Origin of the sequence: Pseudomonas oryziphila (assembly GCF_003940825.1) — a bacterium.
Lineage (GTDB): Bacteria > Pseudomonadota > Gammaproteobacteria > Pseudomonadales > Pseudomonadaceae > Aquipseudomonas > Aquipseudomonas sichuanensis.
This window is the reverse complement of record NZ_CP034338.1, coordinates 2,909,177-2,927,036: the sequence shown is the minus strand read 5'-3', so window position 1 is coordinate 2,927,036 and position 17,860 is coordinate 2,909,177. Positions and strand designations below refer to the sequence as shown.

11 protein-coding genes and 1 pseudogene are annotated in these 17,860 nt (G+C 67.4%); 7 read left to right on the top strand and 5 right to left on the bottom strand.

What is annotated here, in order from left to right:
- Position 1 precedes the first annotated feature (1 nt).
- From EJA05_RS13565 to wecB, 5 genes and pseudogenes are all read right to left on the bottom strand, one after another.
- Positions 2-997 (bottom strand): alginate O-acetyltransferase AlgX-related protein, encoded by a 996-nt coding sequence (locus EJA05_RS13565; RefSeq protein WP_125858631.1) that lies wholly within the window; start codon positions 995-997, stop codon positions 2-4.
- Between the two features lie 11 nt (positions 998-1,008).
- Positions 1,009-3,789 carry an NfrA family protein gene (locus EJA05_RS13560; RefSeq protein WP_125858630.1) on the bottom strand — a complete coding sequence of 927 codons (2,781 nt, stop codon included), beginning with the start codon at positions 3,787-3,789 and terminating at the stop codon, positions 1,009-1,011.
- A 77-nt stretch (positions 3,790-3,866) separates the two neighbouring features.
- A pseudogene (locus EJA05_RS13555) lies at positions 3,867-5,513 on the bottom strand (glycosyl transferase family protein); the annotation flags it as partial.
- Between the two features lie 16 nt (positions 5,514-5,529).
- Positions 5,530-7,710 (bottom strand): hypothetical protein, encoded by a 2,181-nt coding sequence (locus EJA05_RS13550; protein WP_125858629.1) that lies wholly within the window; start codon positions 7,708-7,710, stop codon positions 5,530-5,532.
- Between the two features lie 299 nt (positions 7,711-8,009).
- Positions 8,010-9,146, bottom strand: coding sequence for a non-hydrolyzing UDP-N-acetylglucosamine 2-epimerase (wecB, locus tag EJA05_RS13545; protein ID WP_125858628.1), 1,137 nt, complete (start codon positions 9,144-9,146; stop codon positions 8,010-8,012).
- Positions 9,147-9,340: 194 nt separating this feature from the next.
- Here wecB and EJA05_RS13540 point away from each other — a divergent pair, with 194 nt between their 5' ends.
- The 7 genes from EJA05_RS13540 to EJA05_RS13510 all read left to right on the top strand — a co-directional run bounded on the left by EJA05_RS13540 (position 9,341) and on the right by EJA05_RS13510 (position 17,860).
- Complete coding sequence (locus EJA05_RS13540; RefSeq protein WP_125858627.1) at positions 9,341-10,423, top strand: AI-2E family transporter; 1,083 nt, start codon at positions 9,341-9,343, stop codon at positions 10,421-10,423.
- A 16-nt stretch (positions 10,424-10,439) separates the two neighbouring features.
- The gene (locus EJA05_RS13535; RefSeq protein ID WP_125858626.1) at positions 10,440-12,056 is read left to right on the top strand and encodes a mechanosensitive ion channel family protein; all 1,617 of its coding nucleotides are present in this window, start codon (positions 10,440-10,442) and stop codon (positions 12,054-12,056) included.
- Between the two features lie 58 nt (positions 12,057-12,114).
- Positions 12,115-14,400 (top strand): tetratricopeptide repeat protein, encoded by a 2,286-nt coding sequence (locus tag EJA05_RS13530; protein WP_125858625.1) that lies wholly within the window; start codon positions 12,115-12,117, stop codon positions 14,398-14,400.
- A 75-nt stretch (positions 14,401-14,475) separates the two neighbouring features.
- Positions 14,476-15,441, top strand: a complete 966-nt coding sequence (locus EJA05_RS13525; protein WP_125858624.1) for an AAA family ATPase — start codon at positions 14,476-14,478, stop codon at positions 15,439-15,441.
- Positions 15,442-15,451: 10 nt separating this feature from the next.
- A complete protein-coding gene (locus tag EJA05_RS13520; protein WP_125858623.1) occupies positions 15,452-16,402 on the top strand; it encodes a DUF58 domain-containing protein in 951 nt (316 codons plus the stop codon).
- The gene (locus EJA05_RS13515; RefSeq protein ID WP_125858622.1) at positions 16,399-16,890 is read left to right on the top strand and encodes a DUF4381 domain-containing protein; all 492 of its coding nucleotides are present in this window, start codon (positions 16,399-16,401) and stop codon (positions 16,888-16,890) included. The genes EJA05_RS13520 and EJA05_RS13515 overlap by 4 nt, the downstream gene beginning before the upstream one ends.
- On the top strand, positions 16,877-17,860 hold the full coding sequence (locus tag EJA05_RS13510; protein WP_125858621.1) for a vWA domain-containing protein: 984 nt from the start codon (positions 16,877-16,879) through the stop codon (positions 17,858-17,860). Before EJA05_RS13515 ends, EJA05_RS13510 begins: the two co-directional genes overlap by 14 nt.

The window sequence follows — 17,860 nt, the reverse complement described above, 5'->3', positions numbered from 1 at the left end:
CTCACTTTCCGGCAGCGGCGCGCAGGCGCTGGCGCCAGCTGTCGGCGCTCATGATCGAGGCGTTGTCCCACAGGCCGCTGGCCTGGGGGCCCTGGGCGTAGGTGGGCTCGAACATCTGCCACACCAGAACTTGCGGCGGGTTGCGCTTGAAGTCGGCCGACTCCAGGTACTCCAGCAGCATGATCCACTGGCCGACGTTGCCGGGCTTCCAGTTCACCGACACTGGGCGGTCGATGCTGTTGGACAGTTTTTGCGGGAAGCCGAAGTACGGCTGCACCATGCTGTGGCCGGTCACGTGCAGCGGCGCCGGGGCGTCGTCGAGCAGGCCGTTGGCCGCGGCCTGACGGCGTACGGTGAAGGTTTCGCGGCCGGTCTGCTTGCGTTGCTCGGGGGTGAGGAAGCGCTCGGCCAGGTCGCCGTAGCGGCGCTCCTTGAACTCGCTGCCCAACTGCATGCCACTGCCGGCGGTGCCCTTGAGCGCCGGCACATCGCGGCGGGCCTGCTCGGCGGTGGCTTGCGCCGTGGCGTCGGCGGCGGCCTGGGTCCAGTGCTGGTCGGTGCGGTAGAACACGTCCTTGCCGCCGTCCTTGAGCTGGCGCAGCACGGCCTCGTCGTCGATGGCGCTGATGCCGGCCTTGCGCAGGCTGGCCAGGATGGTCTGGTAGCGCTGCTGCACGGCAGGGCTCAGGGCTTTGCCGGCGGGCAGCTTGTCCTGGTAGAAGCGGGTCTTGTCGGGCAGCACCAGCACCTGCAACTGCACGCCGCGCGCGGCCAGGGCCTGCTGGGCGTCCTTGATCAGCGCGGTGGAGGCTTCGATGCCGCGGCTGTCGACCTCGGTGAGGCTGCCCCAGCCGGGGAACAGCCAGCCGTCGTTGCCACGCAGCACGATCGACGAGTCATCGGCCTGGGCGGCGGGCACGGCAAAGCCGATGCTGGCGGCCAGCAGGCTGGCGGCGAGGCCTTTGAAAGAGCGGGTGAGCACAGAAGACGGCAGCATGGCGGGGGTCCTCAATACGACAGAGTCAGGTTCATGAACAGGCCCTCGGCCCGGTCGGAGGCACCGCCGCCGATGGCGAAGCGGTATTGGGCCGTCCAGTCCAGGTAGGAGCGGGGCGTATGGTAATGGTCTTCACGGAAGTAGTAGCGCAGGGCGACGCCAGGGCCGGCGGCCATGGACCAGGAGCTCTGGTCGCGGGTCATGGAGTATTTGCCGCTGTCGATATCGGCCAGCAGGCCGCTTTTGCCCTTGAGGTCGGTCACTTCGTCTTTCTGCCAGATCCAGTCGGCAGCGCCAACCACATGCGGGAAGAGCACCAGGTTTGGCGAAATTTCGGTCAGCCGGAAGCTGCGCCCCAGGCGAACCTCGTTGCTGAGGAACAGCTGTTTGCGCAGTAGTTGGCCATCGGCCGTGCCCAGTGCTCGGGTACGCGAGCCTTCGTTGTCAACGTCGTACAGCGTGTACTTCGCGGCGTTGTCTTCCAGCGAATAACCCAGTTGCGAATAAGCATCCACGGTCCACCAACTGCGCTCCATGCGCAGTTCGGTGCCACGGTAGAAACCGTAGGTTGCATAGGCTAGCCAGCCGCCGGCGCTGTCGTCCTTGAGTTTGTAAGTCATCAAGGCACCGTTGATACGTGCTGCCGGGTCCTGGTTCAGTGTGTTGGCTTCCTGAACGGTTTGTTGAAATTCACAGCGCACGCTGTTCTTGCCGGGGTTCGCTGTGCCTTCGCGGGTCGCCGAGCCGATCAGGAAGCGCCGTTCGAGGCCGAACGTGAAGCCGGTATCGGAAAGCGAATAACGCATGCCCAGGGACGCAATGGTGCTGGGGAAGCCACTGACCGACTTCGAATCGGTCGAGCCGTTGTCGTCCAGCGCCTGGTGGCTGCAAGGGTCGATTGCACCTGCCGATTTGAAGCGGCCACCTTCATCCCACAGGGTATTGCTCATCCGCCCATACAGCTCCAGCACGCCGTTCTGGTCATTGAACTGGCTGGGCCGCCAGTACAGTTCGGCGGTGCTGAAGATCGAGTCGCCGGCCGAGCTTTGCCCGGCGTTGGCGATGGTGGTGCTCGGGCGCGCGCCGCGGTAGCTGGCGGTCACGGTGGCACCCCATTCGCGGTCATAGGCGGTGATGGCGCTGCGGGTGTTGTGGCGCTGCTGTTCATCCAGCTGCAGGGTGCCGGCATCGTCCATGTCGATGGCGTGCTTGAGCTGGCGAACGGCGGCCGGTTTTTCACCCATGGCCGACAGCGCATAGGCCTCGTCGAGCACCACGGTCTTCGGCGCCTTGCCGGTGTCGCGGGCGGCGCGGAAGTCCTCACGGGCGCGGGCGGGCTGGGCCGTGCGCATGCGCAGGTAGCCGCGCTGCATCAGCAGCTCGGCGTCGCTTGGGGTACGGGCGATGGCGTCGCTCAGGCGCTGCTCGGCTTCGGCGGCCTGCTGCGGGTTGCCAGCGGCCAGGGCGGTGGTGAGCAGGCGCTGGAACTCGAGGTTGTCCGGGTCCTGTTCGACGGCCTTGCGCGCCTGCTCGATCGCTACCTGGTAGTCCTGGCGCGCATAGGCGGCGTAGGCCTCGCTGGCCGGGCCGGCGGCGCCGCCGGCATCGGCGGGCAGCAGTTCGCACTGGGTGCCGTAGGGGGTGTCCTGGCACGACTGGCGCGGCGCCGGGTAGGTGCTCAGGTTCAGCGCGGTGGCCGGGGTGCGCGCGTCGGCCAGGGTCTGCTGGCGTTTGGCTACGGCCTCGTCAGTGGCGTCCATGGGCGCCAGCAGGGCCGTGGCGCGGGCCTTGTCACCGCCGGCCAGGGCCGCGTCGATGGCGATCAGGCGCACGTTGCGCAGTTGTTCCTCGTCGAGCCAGTCCTGGGCCAGGGCGCTGTCGAAGTCGCTGTCGGCCGCCTGGGCGTTGCCCTGGTACTGGCGCAGGTAGCCGCGCATCACCAGCATCACGGTGCTTTCGTCATCGGCTTCGAGGGCTTGGTTGGCGGCCTGCTCGGCGGCGGCGGGCTGGTTGTCCAGCAGCAGCACGGTCACCAGCAGCAGGCGGTGGCTGGCGATGTCCGGCGCCAGGCGCACGGCTTCACGGGCCAGCGGCACGGCATCGCCGGGGCGGTTGGCGATCAGCGCCTGATAGGCCTGCTCGGCCGGGCGCACGGCCATGCGCCGGTTCAAGGTCTGGCGGCGGGCTTCCAGGTCGCTGGTGTTGGGTGCGCCCAGGCTGATCGCGGTGCCGGCGGCGGTGGCGGCCTCGGCCCAGCGTTGCTGCGCCTCCAGGCTGTCGAGCCAGAGCAGGGCCCAGGCACCTTGGCTTGGGTCGGTACGGAACGCCCGCTCGCCATCGCGCTCGGCGGCGGCCATGTCGCCGGCGTTGTAGGCCGCATAGGCCTTGGTCGCCAGCGGGAAGCCACGCTGGTAAGCCGCCGAAGGGGCCGGGCCGCTGGCGGCCGGGGCATTTTGTTGCAGGTTGGTCACCGCCGCCTGCAGGCCGGGGTCGCGTACGCCGCGCTTGAGCGCGCTTTGCGCGGCCTGGCGGGCTTCGTTACGGCGGCCGAGCTTCTGCAGGGTGTAGACCTTGAGCAGGTTCAGCCGGGCCACGTCCGGGCGCAGCTTGAGGGCGGCATCCACCTGTTGCAGGGCATCGCGGTAGCGCCCCGACTGGTAGCTGCGAAAGGCCTGGTCGGCCTGTTCCCAGGCCACGCCTTCAAGCGGCACCTCGGCGGCCAGGGCGGTGGGCAGGTTGGCGCAGGCAAGCCAGGCACCGAACAACAGGATGGCAGGGCGAGCGGGGGTCATGTCAGTGCGGCAGCCTGGGTCTTGTTCGCCGCCGTAGCGGGTTTGGTTTCGGGGAAGGACGCTGCGGGCTCGCCGTTTTCCTGCTGGAACAGGATGGCTTCGTTGAGCGTGTCCGCATCCAGGTAGCCGTGTTCGAGCAGGATCTGCCCCAGCGGCTTGTGTTCTTCGGCCTGGGCCTTGAGGGCCTGGGCCAGGATGTCGTCGTCGATGGCGCGCCACGACAGCAGCAGTTCGCCAAGGCGCAGACGCTGCTGGTGCAACTGGTCGGCCGAGGGGAAGTCGTGCATGGTCTTGTCCCAGACCAGCTTCTTGCCCAGGAACAGGTAGCCCAGGTACAGGCGCCAGGCGCGTGCCGCGGCCATGGCATTGATGAAGTTGCCGATGATCATCCGCGGCCCCGACAGCAGGGCGTGTTCCCAGCCATACAGGCGGCCGACGAAGTACGCGCGCTGCAGGATACGCAGGCTCAGGGCCAGGGTGTTGGCCCACATCAGGTCGAGCAGCAGGCTGTTGGGCGAGAACACCGACGGGAAGAACACCTTCCAGTGGCCTGTGGCGCTGATCCCCAGGAAGATCAGGTGCTGGAACAGCAACACGTAGGCGAGGATGGCGACGAACGAGGTGATCAGGCCCTTGCGGTCGCGGAACAGCAGGTACTTGGTCGCCAGCGAGCCTTCCCAGCCCACCTGGCTCCAGCCTTGCAGGCCGATGCCCAGGGTCCAGCGGGCCTTTTGCCGGTAGGCGGTGCGGAAGGTGTCGGGGAAATACTCACGCACGCCCAGGGGCATGTGCACGGCCACCAGCTTTTCCTTGCCGTTGCCGAACCAGGTGGTGCGCTTGGCCACGTAGTCCACCGGGAACTTGCCGAAGATCTGCTTCATGCCGCGCCGCGCCAGGCGTGCGCCGATGTCGTAGTCCTCGGTGAGGGTATCGGTGTTGAACGGCTGGTTGTTGGTCTCGGCCGACAGCTCCAGCAGCGCCTTGCGCGAGAAGCAGGTGCCGACACCGGCCGACGGCACCATGCGCGACATGCTCTCGCGCACCACCAGGTCCTTGGTGTGCCATTCGGCGAACTCGTCCATGTAGGTGCCGGCCACCAGTTCGTACCAGTCACGCTCCAGGGAGGTGACCGGCAACTGGATGAAGTCGATGCGCGGCAGCAGGTAGTTGAAGTAGTGCAGCTCCAGGCGGTGCAGCACGTCTTCGCTGTCGTGCAGGATCATCCCGGCGAAGGGCTCGGGCATGCGCGCGTCCTGGGCGAAGATCGCCTGGATGATCCAGTTCAGGCAGTCGGCCTTGCAGGTCGGGCCGTCATGGGGCACTTCGACCCGGATCAACTGCTTGTAACGCCGGCGCATGCGCTCCACCTCGTCGATGGTGCGCTGGTCGTTGCAGTAGGTGCCGACGAAGATGTAGTAGTTCTTGTAGTCCAGCGAGCCGACCATGTTCTCCAGCATCGGCGCGATCACGTCGTACTCCAGCCACGCCGGGATCATGATCGCCAGCGGCTGCTCGGGCTTGGCGCGCAGTTGCTCCACCGTCAGCGCCTGGTAGCGCTTGCGACGGATCAGCAGCTTGCGGTACGTCTGGCGCACCCAGTACCAGGTATCGATGAACAGGTCATCGAGGCTGGACAGCAGGATCAGCACACCGACGACGGCGGTGACGATCTCCAGCCCCCGGTAATACTCCGCCAGCAGGTACGGCCAATAGAGTGAGAACATGCGTGCTTACCCCGGCCTACTTGCCTTTGTGCTTCAGACGCAGCCGGCGGGCGATTACACCCAGCAGCACCAGCAAGAGGACGATGCCGGACAGGGTGGGCAACGCCCACACCAGTTGCTTGCGCCACTGGTGGAACGGCGTGCCGGCCAGGTTGAGTTCCGGGTCGGTGGTGTCGACCCAGGTCAACGGGCCTTGCTCGCCAATCACCACGGCATTGCCCTGGGTCAGCAGGAAGGGTACCTGCGGCACCATGGCCGGGTTGCCCAGGCTGTTCCAGAGCACGCCGTGCTGGCCGCTGGAGTCGACCACCGACAAGGTGCCCAGGCCTTGCGGCCCCTGCAGGTCGAGGGCCAGTTGCTGGTTGCCCTGGGCCTGCAGGCGCTGCAGCTCGGCGACGCCCAGCAGCGGCTTGGCGCCGGGCAGTTGCACGTCCACGGCCAGGAACGGCCGCGACGGCGCGACCTCTGCCTTGCCGTCGGCCAGCACCAGCTCGGCGTTGACCGGCGACAGCGAGGCAGCGCTGGCCAGACGGATCAGTTTGCCCAGGCTGGCCACCGGCGTTTGCAGGACGGTCTGGTCGACGATCACCTGGGGTTTGCCGGCCAGCAGCGGCAGCAGGCCGATGAAGGTCCCGTCGGGTTCGGCGTCGGCCGAGCTCAGGTAGCTGCTGGGCAGCACGTTGACCGGGTAGGCCTGTGGGATCTCGGCGCAATTTGGCGAGCTTGGCTGACGCTGGAAGCGCACCTGCACGGTGTTGGTGACGCCCAGGGCGTAGCCCGGGATGCGCGCCTTCAACCGCTCGGGGCTGCCATCGGCATCCAGTTGCGCGGCGTTGAGCAGCACGTTGTTCCAGATCACCGAGGCGACCGGCGGGGTAGGCGAGGCGCCCGGCGCGGCGGCGAGGTCGAGGTTGAGTTCCCCCGGCATGCGGCCGTTGGTCGACACGGCGCTGAGCGGGAAGGTGGCAGTCCACTCGCCACGGCTGACCACATCGAAGGTGCCGAAGTTACCGCCCAGGGCGCTCAGGCGCAGATGCCCGTGTTCGTTGCGCAGCGCGTCACCCACTTCCTTGACCTGCGCCTCGCGCGACACCAGCACATTGCGCCAGTTTGCGTCGAACACGCCGGCGGCCTTGGCGCCGCCATCGGCAGCCACGGCCACCAAGGCCTGGCGGCCCAGGCTGAGCAGTTGCAGTTGCTGGCTGGGCAGGGCGCCTGTGGCCAGGCTGGCCTTCTGCTTGCGCCATTGCGCCAGGGCGGCGAGGGCGGCCTGGTCGTCCTGCAGCTGTTGCGCCAGGGCGTCCAGGGCAGCGTTGAGCTGTGCCACCAGCGCGCTGTCGGCGATGGCCAGGTCGGCGCGGATCGCCGGGGCATCGAGCAGCAGCAGGGCACCCAGCTCGGCCGGGCTGGCCAGGGTGTGGCTGGCCTGGCCGGTCAGGGCGGCGAAGGCCGGGACTTTAGCCAGGGCTGCCGGTACCTCGATGCCGGCCAGCGACAGGCTGTCGCCGACTTGCGGCAAGGCACGTACCTGGGCGCGGCGGGCGCTGCGCTCCAGGGCCACGCCCAGGCGCCAGGCGCTGTCGAAGCTGTTGCGTTCGAGCGCACCGCCCGCGACCAGAATCACCGGCTCACCCGGCAGGCTGCTCCAGGCTTCAGCCAGGCTGCCCAGGGCCGACATCGAATAGCGGTAGCTCAGGCGGGTCTGTGGCGACAGGGTCAGCACGTTGGCGGTGGCCCGTGGCGGGGCGCAGAAGTCCTCCGAAACCGGCGAGCTCCAGTCCAGGGTGAAATTGACGAAGCCACTGACGTGCTTGCCGCTGTCCACTGCCAGGCTGCGGCTGAGGTCGCCTTCGGCGCGGTTGACGCGCTCGGCCACGCGGGGCTGGCCATCGACGGCCAGGCGCAGGGTGGCTGGCTGCTCTTCACCCTTGATGAACTGGCCCTTGAGCTCGATCTGCGCATCGCTGATCGCCACGCCCTTGGGAACCGGCAGGAAGAACGCCTGGCGGTTGTCGGCCTGGTCGAGCACCACTGGATTGGTGATGCCCAGGTCCTTGAGCGAAACGCTGCGGGACACCCAATCCTGGGCCATCAGCGCTTGCAAGGCATCGCTGGCAGGGGTGGCATGGGCGAGGATCGGGGAGGTAAGGGCAGTGCCCAGAACGGCGAACTGCAAGCGGCGAGTCGTGTTACTCAACGATCTAGTCCTTGAAGGTTCAGTGGCGTTGGCAGCGCACAGCGGGCGTGCAAACGTGTGCGCCGACAGGCGTTTTAAGGCGCAGGTCTTCGCGTGGCTATTCGGGTAATCAGTGACGATTGGGGAAGCTAACGCTGTCAAACGGTCGTTCGAGGGCGATGCCACTTCGTCAAGACATCGGGGTCGTACTCTCTAATATCAAAGTGCCCATGTCAATATTTTGATGCTTTTTTGTAAGAAATTTCGACCGGCGACGTCAGAGCAAATGACGTCGCCGTTTTATTGACGCTTATGCGCCTTCAGCGCACCTGGAAGGGCGTGAACGGGCGCCCCAGCAGGGCATTGACGATGCGCTCGCTGGCGTTGCCGTCGCCATACGGGTTGACGCTGCGCGCCACCTGGGCATAAAGCGCGTGATCATCCAGCATGGCCTGCACCGCCTGGACGATCCGCGCACTGTCGGTGCCCACCAGCTTGACGGTGCCGGCGGCCACGGCTTCCGGGCGCTCGGTGGTGTTGCGCATGACCAGCACCGGCTTGCCCAGGTGCGGGGCTTCTTCCTGCACGCCGCCGGAGTCGGTCAGCACCAGGTGGGCGCGCTGCATGAACCAGACGAACTCCAGGTAGTCCAGCGGGTCGATCAGCTGCACGTTGGGGTTGTTGCCCAGCACCGTCATGACCACATCGCGCACCTGCGGGTTGAGGTGCACCGGGTAGACGATCTGCACATCGTCGCGCTTGGCCAACTCGCCCAGGGCCTGGCAGATCTGCCGGAAACCGTCGCCGAAGTTCTCCCGACGGTGGCCGGTAACCAGGATCAGCCGGCGGCTGGCGTCGAGCCACGGATAGCGGCTGGCGAAGCCTTCGCCGATCTCGGGTTCGCGGTCGAGCTTCTGCAGGATCAGGTCCAGCGCGTCGATCACGGTGTTGCCGGTAATGTGGATCTGCCCCTGCAGGTTCTCCTGCAACAGGTTGTTGCGCGAAGTGACGGTGGGGGCGAACAGCCAGCGGGCCATCACGTCCACCACGCGGCGGTTCATTTCCTCGGGGAAGGGTTGGGCCAGGTCGCCGGTGCGCAGGCCGGCCTCGACATGGCCGATGGCGATGCCGCGGTGGAACGCCGCCATGCTGCAGGCGGCGGCGGTGGTGGTGTCGCCGTGCACCAGCACGCAATCAGGCTTGAGTTCGTCGAGCAGGGCGTCGATGCGGGTCATCAGGCGGGCGAACAGGCCATTGAGGGTTTGCCCCGGGACCATCACATCGAGGTCGTGGTCGACCGGCACGGCAAACAGCTGCAGTACCTGGTCGAGCATCTGCCGGTGCTGGCCGGTGCTGCAGACGATGCTTTCGACACCCTCGGTCCGGGCCAGGACCTTGACCAAAGGCGCCATCTTGATGGCTTCTGGGCGGGTGCCGAACAACGTCAGAACTTTCATCACGCACGACTCCACTGTTAAACGAACGGTTGAATGGCGCGGATGATACCGGATTGATATTGCAGTGCATTGATCTGACGCCACGGGGCGCAATTTTTCCTTTGGCGTGTCGCCGTTTGCGACTTGCCGGTGCCGTACTAGGCTGCTGGATACCCGTGGCGGGCGTTGCCCCGCCACTGACCAGGAGGTGGCCGATGTTGCCTTTGCCTAACGAGCTCAAGCTGTCCCGGGCGTTGCTGGACGTGCTGATACGCGCAGGCCTGGTGGCTGCGCTGGTGGTCACCTGCTTCGCGGTGTTCCGTCCGTTCCTGAGCCTGATGCTCTGGGCGGTGATCCTGGCCATCACCTTCTACCCGCTGCATGGGCGTTTGCGCGCCAGGCTTGGCTTGAAAAGCGGGCATGCGGCCAGCCTGATCATCCTGGTCACGCTGCTGATCCTGATGGTGCCGATCTACCTGCTGGGCGACTCCATCGCAGCGTCAGTGTCCGCGGCGATGGAGCTGTTCAAGAGCGGGGCCTGGCATGTGCCGCAGGCCAACCCGGTGGTGGCCACCTGGCCGCTGGTGGGGCCGCCGCTGTACGGCTTCTGGCAACAGGCGGCCACCGATGCCACCAGCCTGATCCAGAGCGTCACCCCGCACCTCAAAGGCATCGGCATGGTGGTGCTGGGCAAGCTGGCCGGGGTCGGCACCGGCTTCTTGCTGTTCATCGGCGCGTTGATCCTGTCGGGCGTGGTCATGGCCTTTGGCGACAACGGTGAGCGCAGCGCGGTGCAAATCGCCACGCGCATCTCCGGCGCCGAACGCGGCCCGCTGATTGCCGAGCTGTGCACCGCGACCATTCGCGCGGTGGCCCAGGGCGTGGTCGGCATCGCCTTCATCCAGATGCTGCTGGTGGGGCTCGGTTTCGTGTTCATGGGCATCCCCGGCGCCGGCCTGCTGGCCATTCTGGTGTTGCTGCTGGGGATCATGCAGCTACCGGTATTGCTGATCACGCTGCCGGTGGTGGCCTTTGTGTTCTTCACCGAAGGCGCCAGTGTCGGCGCCGTGGTGTTTGCCGTGTACAGCGTGCTGGCCGGCATGGTCGACAACGTGCTCAAGCCCCTGTTGCTGGGGCGCGGGGTCAATGTGCCGATGCCGGTGGTGCTGATCGGAGCGCTGGGGGGCATGGTCGCCGAAGGCATCATCGGCTTGTTCATCGGCCCGGTGATCCTGGCCATCGGCTACATGCTGTTCTGGCAGTGGGTGGAGCAGGGGCCGGCCGTTGGCAACGCGTGATCGAGCGAGGGAGCCCATGGCTAAGCGAATCGTCGCAGGGTGCTGCCTGCTCGCGCTGCTGCTGATCAGCCTGGCCAGCCAGGCCAGCGAGCAGGCCAGCGTGGCGGCGGCCGAGCCCGCCGAACTCAAGGTCGCCAACCGCAGCATCATGGTGTTCCATGCCACCGTGCTCGGTGAAGCGCCTGCCGCCCGGGCCCGGCGTGCCGAGGCGGTGATCAATGAACGGCTGGATGAAGGCGTGGACAGCAGGGTCAGCCTGGACACCGTCCAAGACAGCTTCCTGGTGCTGCTGGGTGACCGCCGCGCCTTCATCGTCTCGCCCAGGGACCTGGTCGGCACCGACCTCGACACCCGGCAGGGCGCCGAGGCCGCCGCGCAACGCCTGCGCCAGGTGGTCGACGAGGCGCAGCAGGCCCGCAGCCCGCGTTTTCTGCTGACCGCCGCCGGGCTCAGTGCCGCCGCCACGCTGGTGTACATCCTGCTGGTCAAGCTCTGCGCATGGCTGCACCACAAGGCCTTGTCATGGCTGCCCAAACGCGTGCGCAAACACGCCAGTGCCTTGCGCATCGGCCACACGCAGCTGGTCGATTCCAGCAACCTGTACCCGCTGTTGCGGCGCCTGCTGGCCCTGGTGCGCTGGACCCTGGTGCTGTTGCTGACCTACGAATGGCTGAGCTTCGTCCTGCAGCGCTTCCCCTACACCCGGCCCTGGGGCGAAAGCCTGAACCTGTACCTGCTGGGGCTGCTGCGGCATGTGCTGACCGGCATCATCGACGCCATCCCGGGGTTGCTGATCGCTTTGCTGATCTTCTTCATCGCCCGTGGCATCAGCGCCTTCAGCAAGCGCCTGCTCGAGCGCCTGGCCCGGCCGGGCTCGATCAGCTGGCTGACCCAGGAAACCCTGCAACCCACCACCCGGCTGACTTCGCTGGCGATCTGGCTGTTCGCCCTGGCCATGGCCTACCCGTACCTGCCGGGCGCCGACACCGAAGCGTTCAAGGGCTTGTCGGTGCTGATCGGCCTGATGATCTCGCTGGGCGCCACCAGTGTGGTCGGCCAGGCCGCCGCCGGGCTCATCCTCACCTATACCCGCACCCTGCGGCCCGGCGAGTACGTGCGCATTGGCGAGCACGAGGGCACGGTGACCGAGCTGGGCATGTTCACCACCACCATTCGCACTGGGCTGGGCGAGGTGCTGACACTGCCCAACTCGATGATTACCGGCGCGGTGACCAAGAACTACTCGCGGGTGGTGCAAGGGCAGGGCTATGTGGTCGATACCACGGTGACGATTGGCTACGACACGCCCTGGCGCCAGGTCGAGGCGATGCTGCTGGAGGCGGCGCGGCGCACCGAAGGGGTGCTCGACCCACCCCGCCCGCAAGTGTTCCAGACCGCTTTGTCGGACTTCTATCCCGAATACCGCCTGGTGGCCCAGGCTGTGCCCAGCGAGCCACGGCCGCGGGCCGAGCTGCTGACCCTGTTGCACGCCAATATCCAGGATGTGTTCAACGAGTTCGGCGTGCAGATCATGTCGCCGCACTACCTGGGGGACCCCGCGCAGGAGAAGGTGGTGCCCAAGGAGCAGTGGTACAGCGCGCCGGCGGCCAGGCCCAACGAGGCGAACGAGTGACGCAAGCGGTTTGCCGACGCCCGCAAAGGGTGACTGGACCTGATCATGGAGCTGGGCGATGGGATGGCTGGCAGAAGGACTGAGAAGGGGCGTGCTGATACTTGCACTGCTTGCCACAGGCAGCGCCGCAGGTGACCCGTTGCCGACAGCGGCCAAGGACCGCGAAGGCTACGCCAAGCCTGAGAGTTGCCAGGGCTGCCATGCCGAACAGGCCGGGCAGTGGCAGCATTCGGACCATGCCTGGGCGCTGCGCGAGGCCAAGGCGGGCAATGTACTGGGCAACTTCGACGACACGCGCTTCGACCAGGATGGCGTCAAAGCGCGGTTTTTCCGCAAGGGTGATGGCTATTACGTCAACATCGAGGGCGAGGACGGCAAGCCTGCGGACCTGCGCATCCTCTATACCTTTGGCCACCAGCCATTGCAGCAGTATCTGGTGGCGCTGTCCCGTGGGCGCTTGCAGGCCCTGACCATCGCCTGGGACAGCCGAACCCAGGCCCAGGGCGGGCAACGCTGGTTCTCCCTGTACCCCGGCCAGCGCTTCAGCCCCGACGACCCGCTGCACTGGACCGGCCGCTACCAGAACTGGAACGCCATGTGCGCCGACTGCCATTCCACCCGGCTGCTCAAGCACTACAACGACCAGCAGGACAGCTTCGCCAGCACCTGGCAGGAGCCGACCGTGGGCTGCCAGGGCTGCCATGGCCCCGGCCAGGCGCATGTCGACTGGGCCAGTGCAACGCCCGCCGGCAATCAGCCGGGTAAAGGGCTGGTGGTCGATTACAAGGCGCTCGGCAGCAAGGGCCAGGTCGAGCAGTGCGCGTTTTGCCACAGCCGTCGGCAAACCCTGGGCAACGGCCAGACGCCCGGCCATCCGCAACTTGACCAGAGCCTGCCCGCCACCCTGCGCAGCGGCCTTTATCATGCTGACGGGCAGATCGACGGCGAGGTCTACGAGTTCGGCTCGTTCAGCCAGAGCCGGATGTACGCCGCCGGTGTCGGCTGTACCGATTGCCACAACCCGCACACCAGCAAAGTGCGCATAGAAGGCAACGGCCTGTGCCTGCAGTGCCACAACACCCAGCCCAACACCGCGCGCTTCGCCGGTTTGCAGGCCAAGGACTACGACAGCCCGGCGCACCACCATCACACTGCAGGTTCGCCCGGCGCGCAGTGCGTGAGCTGCCATATGCCGAGCAAGACCTACATGGTGGTCGACCCGCGCCGCGACCACAGCCTGCGCATACCGCGCCCGGACCTCGCCGCCCAGACCGGCAGCCCGGACGCCTGCACGGCCTGCCACACGGACCGCGCGGCTGCCTGGGCCGCCAGCGCCATCGACCAGTGGTACGGCACGCCGCAACGACCGGCCCATTACGGGCAGGCGCTGCAAGGCGTGCGTGAAGACCCGGGCACAGCCATGAGCCGCCTGGGCTACCTGCTGGCCGACAAGGCCAACCCGGCCATCGTCCGCGCCACCGCCGCCGACCAGCTGGCGGACCTGGGGCCAGGCGCCGTCAGCAACCTGCGCTGGGCCCTGCAGGACGCCGACCCGTTGATCCGCGCCTATGCCGTGGCAGGGTTCAGCAGCCTGCCCGCCGAGGAGCGGCTCAAGCCTTTGCTGCCGTTACTGGCAGATCCGCGCCTGGCGGTGCGCGATGAAACCGTACGGGCCATGGCCGATATCGCGCCGGCGCAGTTGCCCGAGGCCCAGCAGGCCAGTTTCAAGGCCCAGCTTGGCGACTATGAGCAGCGCCTGCGCGGCAATGCCGACCTGCCGGGCGGGCGCTTGAACCTGGCGGTGCTGCTATCGCGCCAGGGGCGTGACGAGGAGGCGATGGCGCACTACCGGCAAGCCCTGCGCATGGACCCGTATTTCGTCCCGGCGCGGGTCAACCTGGTGACCCTGGCCAGCGCTGCCAACCGCCCCGCAGAAGCCGAAGCGCTGCTACGCGAGGGTGCGGCATTGGACAAGATGCCGCCGACCGACCGTGGCAACCTGGCGTACATGCTGGCCCTGCTGCTGGTCGAGCATGGCCGCAACGAGGAGGGCCTGGAATGGATGGGCCAAGCCGCCACAGCGCTGCCGGGCAATGCGCGTATCCGCTACAACCAGGGCCTGCTGCTGTCGCGCCTGAACCGCCGCGACGAAGCCTTGCAGGCATTGCGCAGCGGCCTTACGCAGTCGCCGGACGACGCCGACCTGCTGTACTCGTTGATCTACCTGCATGCCCTGGCCGGCGAACGCGAAGCCGCCTTCGGCTACGTGCAGCGCATGCGCGAGGCGGCGCCGGACGATCCGCGCCTGCAGGCCATCGAGCCTTACTGGCGGCAAACGCAGTAAATGTTTCGGGATCTTGCGTCAACCGGCACGGCAACTACAGTTGCTTGACCGCAAACGAGGACAGGGAGCGGGCATGTGGACACTCATGAGCAGGTCAAAGCACTGCAAGCGTCGGTCGCCGAGCAGGTACTCGGCCAGGCCGACACCATTCACCAGGTGATCCTGGCGCTGCTCGCCAACGGCCATGTGCTGCTGGAAAGCCTGCCGGGGTTGGCCAAGACCCGTACGGTCAAGGCCCTGGCCAGCCACCTGGACGCGCAGATGCGGCGCATCCAGTTCACCCCCGACCTGCTGCCCTCGGACATCACCGGTGGCGAGATCCTGCAGCAGACCGCCGAGGGCAACCGCATCAGCTTCCAGCCCGGGCCGCTGTTCGGCAACGTGATCCTCGCCGACGAGATCAACCGTGCGCCGGCCAAGGTGCAGGCGGCGTTGCTAGAAGCCATGGAAGAGCGGCAGATCACCGTGGCCGGCCAGTGTTACCCGATGCCCGGCCTGTTCATGGTGCTGGCGACCCAGAACCCCATCGAGCAAGAGGGCACCTACCCCTTGCCCGAAGCGCAGATGGACCGCTTCCTGATGAAGCTGCAGCTCGATTACCCCGCGCCCGCCGACGAGGCCCAGGTGTTGCGGCTGGTGCGCGCCGAGGACCAGGCCAGTACGGGCGAACCGCTGCGCCTGGCCCAGGAGGTGATTTTCGCGGCGCGCCGCGAAGTGGCCAAGGTGCACGTGGCACCGGCGATCGACAACTACCTGGTCGCCCTGGTCAACGCCACGCGCCACCCGGCAGAACGCGATGCCGAACTGGGGCGCTGGATCAGCATCGGCGCCAGCCCCCGTGGCGGCATCAGCCTGGACCGGGTGGCGCGGGCACATGCCTGGCTCAACGGGCAGGATTTCGTCTCGCCGGACGATGTGCGCGCCGCCGTGCACCCGGTGTTGCGCCATCGCCTGCAACTGTCCTATGACGCCATCACCGATGGGGTAGGGGCCGACCAGGTGCTCGACCGGCTGTTGGACAAGGTCGCCATACCGGCCTGAGGGTGCCGCCATGCCCACCGCCCGCCGCACGCCTGATGGCTTCGTTTACGCCTCGCTGGCCGAGCTGATGGCCCTGGAGCCGCGTGCCCGGGGCCTGAGTTTCGTGGCCCGGCAGCCGCTGTCGAGCATCTTGTCGGGCAACCACGCCTCACGCCTGCGCGGGCGCGGGTTGAGCTTCGACGAGCTGCGCCACTACGTGCCCGGCGACGACCTGCGCCACCTCGACTGGCGCGCCTCGCTGCGCTACGGCAAACCTTTCGTGCGGACCTTCAGCGAGGAGCGCGATCGGCCGACCTTGTTGCTGGTGGACCAGCGCATGAGCATGTTCTTCGGCTCGCAGCGCTACTTCAAGTCGGTGACCGCCGCCCAGCTGGCGGCCGTGTGTGCGTGGATGGCGCTGCAGGCCGGCGACCGCGTCGGTGCCATGGTGCTGGGCGAGGCCGGTGTCGAACACCTGCGCCCGCTGCGCAGCCGCGCCCGGGTGCAGGCCTTGTGCGCGGCGGTGGTACGGGCCAATCACCGGTTGTCGGCGCACGGCGAGGCGCTGGCGGATGACGGGCGCCTGGACGCGTTGCTGCGTACTTGCATCGGCGCCGCCGGGCACGATCACCTGGTGTGCGTGATCAGCGACTTTGCCGGGGTCGGCGAACAGACCCTGGCGCTGCTGCGCCAGTTACGCCAGCACAACGATGTGATCGCGCTGCAGGTGTATGACCCCATCGCCCTGCAACTGCCGGACAAGGGCCGGCTCACCGTGACCCAGGGCGCCATGCAGGTGGCTATGGACATAGGCCGCAACCAGGTTCGCCGGCCACTGGGCGATTACCTGGCCGGGCGCCTGCGCGAGGTCGCGGAACTGCTACGCCGCAGCCAGGTGCCGTTGCTGATGATCAGCACCGGCGATGACAGCCTGGAGCAACTGCGCAAGGAGCTCGGGCGGCTGGCGGAGCGGGCGCGATGAGCGGGCCGGCAGTCGACCAATTACAAGAGCTGGCGCCGGGGGCGCCGCCGTTCAGCTACCTGCCGCAGACCTGGGGCTGGGGGCTGTTGCTGGGGCTGCTGCTGGCTGGCCTGCTGAGCTGGGCGGTGCTGCGCTGCTGGCGCTGGCGACGTGATCGCTACCGGCGCGAGGCATTGCTGCGCCTGGACCAGCTGGCGGCGGCTGCGGCAGAGCAGCGACTGATGGCCTTGCGCGAACTGCCCGAGCTGCTCAAACGGGTGGCCCTGTCGATGCCCGGGGCACCTGCCGTTGGCACGCTCGGCGGCCAGGCCTGGCAGCATTTTTTGGCCACTCACGCCCGGCAACCGCTGCCGGCGACCTTCGCGGCGCAACTGCAACTGCTGGCCTACGCCCCGGATGCACAGCTTGCCGCGCTGGACGACGCCAGCGTGCAACGCCTGTTTGATGTCACCCGGCAGTGGATCGAGGCGCACCATGTGGCGCTTTGACTACCCCTGGGTATTCCTGCTGTTGCCGCTGGCATGGCTGGCCTACCGCTGGCTCAGGCCCTACCACGAAGCCCGCAGCGCGCTGCGCGTGCCGTTCTTCAGCGCCCTGCGCCAGGCCCTCGGCCAAGGCCCCGGCAGCAGCACCGTCAACGCCGGTGACTGGCAACTGCTGCTCAATGGGCTGGCCTGGGTGTTGCTGCTGGTCGCCTGTGCGCGCCCGGTGCTGGTCGAGCAGCCGATCCGCCATGTGCAACCCAGCCGCGACCTGATGCTGGCCATCGATATCTCCCAATCCATGCAGGCCAAGGACTACAGCAGCGCCGACGGCCAGCGCAGTGACCGTTTGACCGCTGTGAAGGCCGTGGTCCGCGACTTCATCGCCCAGCGCGAGGGCGACCGCATCGGCCTGATCCTGTTCGGCAGCGGCGCCTACCCCCAGGCGCCGCTGACCCTTGACCATGGCAGCCTGCAGTTGTTGCTGGACGAGGCCGGGGTCGGCATGGCCGGGCCCAACACCGCCCTGGGCGACGCCATCGGCCTGACCATCAAGTTGTTGGCTCCTGCCAAGGAGCAGGAAAAGGTGCTGATCCTGCTTACCGACGGCAACGACACCGGCAGCGCCATCACCCCCGAGCATGCCGCGCGGCTGGCCCGCGAGCACGGCATCGTGGTGCATGCCATCGGCATCGGCGACCCGGCTGCCACAGGCGAGGACAAGGTCGACCTGCGCACCTTGCAGGTGATCGCACAGACCACCGGCGGGCGGTTCTTCCGCGCCGATGACCGCGCGGCGCTGCAGCAGGTGTATGCCACGCTTGACCAGATCACCCCGCATGACGTCACCACCCTCAGCCACCAACCGCGGCGCGACCTGTTCGTCTGGCCCCTGGGCGCAGCCCTGGCCGTGCTGCTGCTCGGCCAGGGCCTGGCGCTACTGGGCGCCCGAGCCGCCGCAGCCAAGGAGCCCTGA